The following is a 6129-nucleotide window of genomic DNA, read 5'->3' as shown; positions in this document are numbered from 1 at the left end:
TCATGATCGACCCGAAGATGCTGGAACTTTCCGTCTACGACGGCATCCCGCATCTCCTCTCCCCCGTCGTTACCGACCCGAAGAAGGCCGTCGTCGCCCTGAAATGGGTGGTCGGCGAGATGGAGGAACGCTACCGCAAGATGTCCAAGATGGGCGTCCGCAACATCGAGGGCTACAACGGCCGCGTCCGCGAGGCGCTGTCGAAGAACGAGATGTTCAAGCGTACGATCCAGACCGGCTTCGACGAGGAAACCGGCGATCCGGTCTTCGAGACCGAGGAATTCGCGCCGCAACCCTTCCCCTATATCGTCGTCATCGTCGACGAGATGGCCGACCTGATGATGGTCGCGGGCAAGGAGATCGAAGCCTGCATCCAGCGCCTTGCCCAGATGGCGCGGGCCAGCGGCATCCACCTGATCATGGCGACGCAGCGGCCTTCGGTGGACGTGATCACCGGCACGATCAAGGCCAACTTCCCGACGCGGATCTCCTTCCAGGTCACGTCGAAGATCGACAGCCGCACCATCCTTGGCGAACAGGGGGCAGAACAGCTCCTGGGCGCCGGGGACATGCTCTACATGGGCAACGGCGCGAAGATCACCCGTATCCATGGGCCCTTCGTCAGCGACGAGGAGGTCGAGGAGATCGTCAACCACCTGAAGAGCTTCGGGCCGCCGGTCTATATGTCGGGCGTGGTCGAAGGGCCGGAGGAGGACGCGGCTTCCGACATCGACATGGTGCTGGGGCTGGGCTCGGGCGAGGCGTCGGACGATGCGCTGTACGATCAGGCGGTGGCGATCGTGGCGCGGGACCGGAAGTGCTCCACCTCCTACATCCAGCGGAAACTGGGCATCGGCTACAACAAGGCCGCCCGGCTGGTGGAGCAGATGGAAGAGGAAGGCGTCGTCACCCGGGCCAACCATGTCGGCAAGCGGGAAATCCTGGTCGAGGAACGCTAACCCACGCGTTAACCAAAGCAGAAGGCCCTGTCGGAGAAATCCGGCGGGGCCTTAAGCATTTGGGCATTTCCGACACAATCGCGTCTCAATCCCGCCCCAATCGCGACACAACTTGAAGTTGTAAATCGTGTCTGGTTTTCGCCACAGAATCGACATGGTGCTGGTGCGGAGGCCGACGGTCTGGGAAGGGGGCTCCGTGGGACATCATGGCATTTGACACGTCCGAACCACTGACGGCCGATACCTTCGGCGACGAACTGCTGCCGGGCACGACACTGTTCCACGGCCAGTACCGGATCATCCGCTTCATCAACAGCGGCGGCTTCGGGATCACCTACCTCGCGAAGGACAGTCTCGACCGCGACGTGGTGATCAAGGAATGCTTCTCCTCGACGTTCTGCCGCCGAACCGAGACCCGTGTCCGCGCACGGTCGCAAGGCACGCGCGAGCATATGTCGAAGATCGTGAAGGCTTTCCTGAACGAGGCGCGGAGCCTCGCCTCGCTGAACCATCCGAACATCGTCGGCGTGCATCAGGTCTTCGAAGCCAACGACACCGCCTACATGGTGCTGGACTACATTCGTGGCCATGACCTTCTGGAGATCATCGAGGACCGGCGAACCACCCTTTCCCCCGACCAGATCGTCGCCATCGCGGCCAAGCTGGTCTCGGCCATCGATTACATCCATTCCAATGGTCTCCTGCACTGCGACATCTCGCCGGACAACATCTTCATCAACCAGGATGGCGAGCCGATCCTGATCGACTTCGGCGCCGCCCGCCGCGGCGCCTCGGGTGCGGCGCAGAAATATTCCGGGCTCAGCGTGGTGAAGGACGGCTATTCGCCGCACGAACTGTATGCGCCGGGGGGCAACAGCGGGCCGTGGAGCGACATCTATTCGCTGGCGGCCTCGCTGCATCACCTGATCACCGGGATCGCGCCGGAAAACTGCCAGAGCCGGCTCAGTGCGAAGGCCGAGAAGCGGCCCGATCCGCTGAAGCCGCTCGCGGGCACGGTCGCGGGCTATCCCCGCGGCTTTCTGGAAAGCATCGACATGGCTATGGCGGTCCTTCCCACGGCTAGGTTCCAGACCACCCATGCCTGGGCGCAGGCTCTGCCGCAGCCCGGCCAGCGCAGCGACCGCAATGTCGTTCTGCTGCGCCGGGTGACCCCGCAGCCCGCGCCGCAGCCGACCCCCGCCCCGGTCCGTCCCCGGCGCCCGACGACCCGCGTCGTGGGCCCCGACCTTTCGAGCCTGCGCCGGATCGGCGGCTTCACCGGCGGCTGGCTGGTCGACAGCGCGACCGGATCGGTGATGGCCAGTGAAACGGGCCGCGGCGATGCGGATCCGGCGGCGACGATGGCGACGGCGGTCGACATGGCACAGGCGAACCTGAAGGCTCTGGGCAGCGGCCGGGAAGAGCGGATCGACGACATCCTGATCACGCTCGGTCGCAGGATGCACCTGATCCGGCCGCTGGAGGGTGCGTCGGGGCTGTGTCTTTGCGTCGCGCTGGACAGCGAAAACGCCAACCCGCTGCTGGCGCGGATGCAGCTGCGGCGGATCGCGCAGGGTCTGCGGCTCTGAGCTTCGCTGGAAGGCGGGGCGTCAGAACTCCAGAGAGCCGCGTCGCGAGGTCTGCACCGCCGTCTCCAGCAACAGCGCCAAAATAACGCTGCCCACCAGCGAGAAGAGTCCAAGCTCGACCCAGGTGATGCGCAGCGACTGCCCGATGACGATGACCAGCGGATGCGAGAGGTAGATCCAGACCGACATCCGCGCGCACCATTCCGAGGCCGCGCTCGCAGGCAGCCGCCAGGACAGGCAGATCAGCGCAAGCCCGGTGCCGATCAGGATCGTGATATTATCCGGCGCCGGTCTCCCGAGGTGCAGGATCAGCCAGCTGCCGACCAGCGTGATCACCGCCAGCCGCCAGCCCCAGGCAAAAAAGGCGATCCCGACCAGCACCGGGATGATCCCGAAGGCCCAGAGTCCGAAGGGCACGGCGGTGGGCGTCCCCTTCGCGACGATCAGGACTGCCGCCGCCCAGGCCGCCCCCAGCGAAGCGAGCGGATGCTGGAACCAGGGCGCCAGCATGGTGGCGAGGAAGGCGAACGGCAGAATCCACAGGTGGCTCCAGGTGCCGCTCAGCAGCATGTGCATGTCCCACCAGGCGAAGGGCGGATCGGCGACCTTGAGCGACAGGGCCGTGTGAAGCATCCCGAAGACGAGTGACCAGGTAAGGAAGGGCAGGAGCAGCCGACGCGCGCGGCCCGCGAAGCCGACGGTCGAGGGTTTCATCAAGAGGACCAGGATGAAGGGCAGCGCGACATAGGCCAGCCTTTGCCCGGGGGCCTGGACGCCGTACCAGACGATGCCGAGCGCGGCTGCGAAGCAGCCGTAGTCGATCAATCCGTTCCGCTTTGCCTCCACGACCACATCCCCAAGACCCCAGGCATAGTCTGCGCTGAAATCACTCTTCAATCCAGTGTGGAGTGGCGAGGAGCTTTACGCCGGGCCGCGGCGTTATGCCGGAACCGCCGCCCCGGCCTTGGAAATGCGGCCCTTGCCCGCCTCACGCAGGTAGCGCGCATAGCCGAGATCCGCCGCCTCGATCCCCGCGCGGCGGCCCGAGACGACATCGGCCAGCACCCGGCCCGAGCCCGCCGCCATGGTCCAGCCCAGCGTGCCGTGCCCGGTGTTGAGGAAGAGGTTCTGGATCGGGGACCGCCCGACGATGGGGGTTCCGTCCGGCGTCATCGGGCGCAACCCGCACCAGAAGCTGGCCCGGCTCTGGTCGCCCGCGCCGCCGAACAGGTCCTCGACCGAATGGGTCAGGGTGGCCTGACGCTTCGGGTTCAGGCTGAAGTCGAACCCGGCGATTTCCGCCATGCCGCCAACGCGGATGCGGTCGCCGAGGCGGGTGATGGCGATCTTGTGCGTCTCGTCCATCACCGTCGACACCGGGGCGCGGCTGTCATCGACGATGGGGACAGTAATCGAATAGCCCTTGACCGGATAGACCGGCAGCTTGATCCCGAATTCCCGCACCAGCATCGGGGAATAGGAGCCCAGCGCCAGGACGAAGGCATCCGCCGTCACCCGGCCTTCCGAGGTCTGGACGGCGGTGATCCGGCCCAGGTCGGCCTCCAGCCGGTCGATGCCGACACCGTAGCGGAAGGTCACGCCCAGAGCCTCGGCCATTCCCGCAAGCGATTGGGTGAACTTGAAGCAATCGCCGGTCTCGTCGCCGGGAAGCCGCAGCCCGCCCGCGATCTTTGCCCGCGACGCGGCGAGGCCGGGCTCGGCGGCGATGCAGGCCTCGGCATCCAGCACCTCGAACGGCACGCCGTCGGCCTTCAGGACCGCAATATCCTTTTCCGCCGCCGCCACCTGCTTTTCGCTGCGGAAAAGCTGCAGCGTGCCCTGCGTGCGTTCGTCATAGGCGATGCCGGTCTCGGCCCGCAGTTCCATCAGGCAGTCGCGGGAATATTCCGCCAGCCGCACCATGCGCGACTTGTTCACCGCATAGGCCGAAGCCGTGCAGTTCATCAGCATCCGCGCCATCCAGGACAGCTTGGCCCAGTCCGGACGCGGCTGGATGATCAGCGGCGCGTGCTCCATGAACATCCACTTCAACGCCTTCACCGGAATGCCGGGCGCCGCCCAGGGCGAGGCGTAGCCGGGGCTGATCTCGCCCGCATTGGCGAAGGAGGTCTCCAGCGCCGGGGCGGGCTGGCGGTCGATCACAGTGACCTCGTGACCGGCCTTGGCCAGATACCAGGCCGAAGTCACCCCGATCACGCCCGCGCCCAGAACCACGACCTTCATTTCAGCCATCCCGATCCGATGATTTCCTGAGGTGGCAAGATAGCTGCGTCGGATCAGAATTTCTTCGTAAAGATCACAGATATTGACGGCATGCATGCAAGAAACAGCGGCATATCTTCATTATCACAGAATATTCCATCTTCACCTCTGCCAAACAGCGAAGAAATCCGCCTCACGCCGCATTCACGCCATCGGCACGTCCCTGCAACAGAACCGGGGGCGGGGGTGCAACCGGGCGGAGCCACCGCTATATAGGCGGCATGAACCGTCGTCTTGCCCTTCTGGCCCCGCTCGCCTTCCTGTTGCCCTTTCCTGCCGCAGCCGAAAAGCTGCCGCTCAAGGACATCTCGGCCTATCTGAACAGCCTGACGACGGTGGAAGCGGATTTCACCCAGGTGAATTCCGACGGCACGATCTCGACCGGCAAGATCTACATCAAGCGGCCGGGCCGGGTGCGCTTCGAGTACGGCCCGCCGGACCGCAGCCTGGTGATCGCGGGAAGCAACACCGTGGCGATCTTCGACAACAAGTCGAACCAGCCGCCGGAACAATACCCGCTGAAGCGCACGCCGCTTAACCTGATCCTGGCGGCGAATGTCGACCTAAGCCGCGCGAAGATGGTCGTCGGCCACAGCGAGGACGGCACCTCGACCCGCGTCCGTGCACAAGACCCCGAGCATCCGGAATACGGCTCGATCGAACTGGTCTTCACCGCCAAGCCGGTGGAACTGCGGCAGTGGATCATCACCGACGACCTTGGAGCGCAGACCACCGTGATCCTGGGCGAGATGAAGAAGGGCGGCCAGATGGGCACCCGGCTTTTCGACATCAGCGCCGAGATCGAAGCGCGCAAGAAATGACACGGAGGGCGGCGATGCCGCCCCCGGCTACCGGCAATAGGCCAGCTGCCCCCGATACATCTCGGACCGCTTGCCGACCGCCGCGGCCACCTCGACCAGCCATGGCTTGCCAAGGTAGGACTGTGCGGCATAGCCGGTCCGGCCCTCGTGATAGGCCAGATACTGCGCCTCGGCATCTTCCTTGGCGATGCCCAGAGAGCGGCTGGACGCTTCCATGTACCAGCCCATGAAATCCGTCGCATCGCCGATATCGTCGCGCTTGGCTCTCCGGCCGCCCGCGCTGTTCTGGTATTCCTCCCAGGTGGCGTTCAGGGCCTGGCTGTAGCCATAGGCCGTGCTCTGCCGCCCCATCGGGATCACCCCCAGCGCAAAGGTATGCGGGGTGCGCGCATTGCCGATGAACTTCGATTCCTGATAGATCGTCGCCATCTGGACATGCACCGGAATGCCCCAGCGCCGCTCGGTCCGCTCCATCGC

Annotated in this window: 6 protein-coding genes; 3 read left to right on the top strand and 3 right to left on the bottom strand. The window is 65.1% G+C overall.

Annotated elements, in window-relative coordinates:
- The coding region (locus tag V7Q39_RS18665) for an FtsK/SpoIIIE domain-containing protein (RefSeq protein WP_333818118.1) at nt 1-959 on the top strand (959 nt) is incomplete at its 5' end.
- Between the two features lie 206 nt (nt 960-1165).
- A complete protein-coding gene (locus tag V7Q39_RS18660) occupies nt 1166-2548 on the top strand; it encodes a serine/threonine-protein kinase (protein ID WP_333818117.1) in 1383 nt (460 codons plus the stop codon).
- Nucleotides 2549-2569: 21 nt separating this feature from the next.
- Here V7Q39_RS18660 and V7Q39_RS18655 read toward each other — a convergent pair whose 3' ends face one another.
- On the bottom strand, nt 2570-3445 hold the full coding sequence (locus tag V7Q39_RS18655; protein ID WP_333818116.1) for an acyltransferase family protein: 876 nt from the start codon (nt 3443-3445) through the stop codon (nt 2570-2572).
- A gap of 42 nt (nt 3446-3487) precedes the next feature.
- Nucleotides 3488-4888, bottom strand: a complete 1401-nt coding sequence (locus V7Q39_RS18650) for a D-amino acid dehydrogenase (protein WP_333818115.1) — start codon at nt 4886-4888, stop codon at nt 3488-3490.
- A gap of 164 nt (nt 4889-5052) precedes the next feature.
- On the opposite strand from V7Q39_RS18650, the gene V7Q39_RS18645 reads away from it, so the two are divergent.
- Complete coding sequence (locus tag V7Q39_RS18645) at nt 5053-5652, top strand: LolA family protein (RefSeq protein WP_333818114.1); 600 nt, start codon at nt 5053-5055, stop codon at nt 5650-5652.
- A 27-nt stretch (nt 5653-5679) separates the two neighbouring features.
- Here V7Q39_RS18645 and V7Q39_RS18640 read toward each other — a convergent pair.
- Nucleotides 5680-6129, bottom strand: a 450-nt coding sequence (locus V7Q39_RS18640) for a transglycosylase SLT domain-containing protein (RefSeq protein ID WP_333818113.1), incomplete at its 5' end; no start/stop codon positions are given.

Source organism: Tabrizicola sp., from assembly GCF_036781545.1.
Lineage (GTDB): Bacteria > Pseudomonadota > Alphaproteobacteria > Rhodobacterales > Rhodobacteraceae > Tabrizicola.
This window is presented reverse-complemented; position numbering and strand designations above follow the sequence as displayed.

Coding starts and splice junctions, on each gene's coding strand:
- V7Q39_RS18660 (WP_333818117.1), top strand. CDS start 1,166: ATGGCATTTGACACGTCCGAACCACTGACGGCCGATACCTTCGGCGAC.
- V7Q39_RS18650 (WP_333818115.1), bottom strand. CDS start 4,888: ATGCATGCCGTCAATATCTGTGATCTTTACGAAGAAATTCTGATCCGA.
- V7Q39_RS18645 (WP_333818114.1), top strand. CDS start 5,053: ATGAACCGTCGTCTTGCCCTTCTGGCCCCGCTCGCCTTCCTGTTGCCC.